This window comes from Pseudokineococcus basanitobsidens (assembly GCF_037482545.1).
Taxonomy (GTDB): Bacteria; Actinomycetota; Actinomycetes; order Actinomycetales; family Quadrisphaeraceae; genus Pseudokineococcus; species Pseudokineococcus basanitobsidens.
On record NZ_JBBIAA010000058.1, the window covers coordinates 1 to 2,300 of the forward strand.

The following is a 2,300-nucleotide window of genomic DNA, read 5'->3' on the forward strand; positions in this document are numbered from 1 at the left end:
GTTGGTCGCTGCCTGCAGTGCCGCGGCGAGGTAGCCAGCGGAAGCACCGGCGCCCTTCTCCGCGACGTGGGCTGGCGTACCTGACGTCGATGGGAGGTGCGAACTCAACGCCCTGATCGAACGACACTGGCGCTTCGACGAGTCGCCTCCTGCGGTCGCAGGGCAACCAGGCGGCCGCAAACCATCATCCCCACAAGGTGAACAGATAAGGAAGCACATTATGAAAGCAGCACGACTGAACGAAGTAGGGGCGGATTTCGTGATCGAGGACATCCCGACTCCAGAACCTGGGCCTGGGGAGGTCCTGATACGAATCGGTGGATCCGGGGCATGCCACTCCGACCTGCACGTCAAGTCCGGCGAGATTCCGGGTGTCGCTTTCCCCCACACCTTGGGTCATGAGAACGCAGGCTGGATCGAGTCCTTCGGTCCCGGCGCAGAAGGCAAAGGGTTCGAGGTCGGTGACGCGGTCGTCGTGTTCGGCGGCTGGGGCTGCGGTCACTGCCGTTTCTGCCTGGGAGGCAAGGAGCAGCTCTGCAACACATTCCTGTGGGGCGGCATGGGCCCAGAAGGCGGGTATGCGGAGTACATGGTCGTGCCGTCCGTGCGGCATTTGATTCCGGCAGACGGACTCGACCCGGTAGAAGCAGCCGCTCTCACCGATGCAGCCCTCACGCCTTACTCGGCGGTCAAGAAGGCACTGCCCCACCTCGTGCCCGGCACTAGCGCGGTCTTGATCGGCGCTGGAGGGCTCGGCCAGTACGGGGTCCAGTTCCTGAAGCTGCTCTCCCCGGCAAAGGTGATTGTCGTCGACACCGACGAGAAGAAGCGTCAGACCGCGCGCGAGCTCGGCGCCGACGTCACCGTCGACCCCCGAGATGCTGATGCCGCGGAGCAGATCCGCAATGCCGCCGGCCAGGACGGGGTAGCGGCTGTTCTTGACTTTGTCGGAATCGACACGACCATGGCACTTGGCGCTGGAGTGGTGGACCGGCTCGGAATCTTTGTGCTCGTCGGGCTCGCGGGCGGCAGCTTCCCGTTCTCGTTCTTCCGCGTCGCCGCCCAAGCAACGATGACGACGAGCAACTGGGGTACCCGGAACGAACTCGAGGAGGTACTCGCGCTAGCCCGCTCTGGGCGCCTGGTATCGGCGATTGAACGACACTCACTTTCGGAAATCAACGAAGTGTTCGAACGCCTCGCCACCGGCCAGATCCCCGGACGGGCCGTGCTGGTCCCGGGAGCATCCTCCTCGAACGGCTGAGCGCCCAACGGCCAGGACGATGCCCCTCCCACGAGTGGCCAGGAAAGCCAGCGTGCGACACCGGACCCACCCGTCCTCATCGTCGGGAGCGAACGGTCGGACGTCGTAGTTGGTGGGGGTGAGGGTCATTCAGAGCAGTGTCCCGCAGAATCTTCCGCCACCGTAGGCGCCTCCCAGCGAGTTCGGGCCGATCCCGCCGAAAACGATCGTTTTCGGCGGGATCGTCGCCGTCGGCGTTTAGGTGCGCGACGCGCCGATGATTGATCCGCCGAAACCCCCTGTCGAAACCCCCTGCCGAAACCGAATCGCGCCGAAACCCCGGCGGTACCGTTTTCGGCATGGCACATGAAGTCGGCTACGCCCGAGTCTCTCGGCGTGAGCAGAACCCGGATGCTCAGGCGGCGGAGCTGCGCGCCGCCGGCTGCGAACGAGTGTTCGTGGGTCACGGCGAGTCCAGCCGGGTCGCAGATCGTCCGCAGTGGCTTGCCTGTCTCGACTACCTGCGGCCGGGGGACACCCTCAAAGTGCGCCGACTCGACCGGCTCGCCGGCAGTGAACGCATCCTGATCGAGACGCTGCAGGACCTCGACACCCGCCAGGTGAACATCGTCAGCCTCACCGAGCCCATGATCGACACCACGAGCCCGATGGGTCGCGCCCTCTACGGCATCGTCGCCGTCTTCGCGCAACTCCGCGTCGATACCATCCGCGACAACACGCAGCGCGCCCTCGATTATGCGAAGAGCCAAGGAAGAGTAGGCGGACGTCCCTCGGTGATGACGGCTGAGCGGATCGCGACGACCCAGCGGATGCGCGCCGAGAACCACAGCTGGGAGAGCATCGGACGTGCACTCGGCGTCGGGGCCTCTAGCGTGCGTCGCGCGCTGAGCGAAGCGACCTCTCCTCAGAGAACGCAGGTGCGATCGCCGCGTTGGCTAGAGAGTACTGAGACCGTGTCACAACGTGCGCTGCGGCGTTCCTGCGGAAATCCCGTTCAGGGTTGTCAGGGGAGAAGCTGGCTCATCCCAATCCAGGG

2 protein-coding genes are annotated in these 2,300 nt (G+C 65.1%); both read left to right on the forward strand.

The features are described 5' to 3' along the window. Positions 1-220 precede the first annotated feature (220 nt). Positions 221-1,264, forward strand: coding sequence for an NAD(P)-dependent alcohol dehydrogenase (locus WDZ17_RS17210; RefSeq protein ID WP_339576404.1), 1,044 nt, complete (start codon positions 221-223; stop codon positions 1,262-1,264). A 338-nt stretch (positions 1,265-1,602) separates the two neighbouring features. Then, a partial coding sequence (locus WDZ17_RS17215) for a recombinase family protein (RefSeq protein WP_339576405.1) occupies positions 1,603-2,300 on the forward strand: 698 nt, incomplete at its 3' end.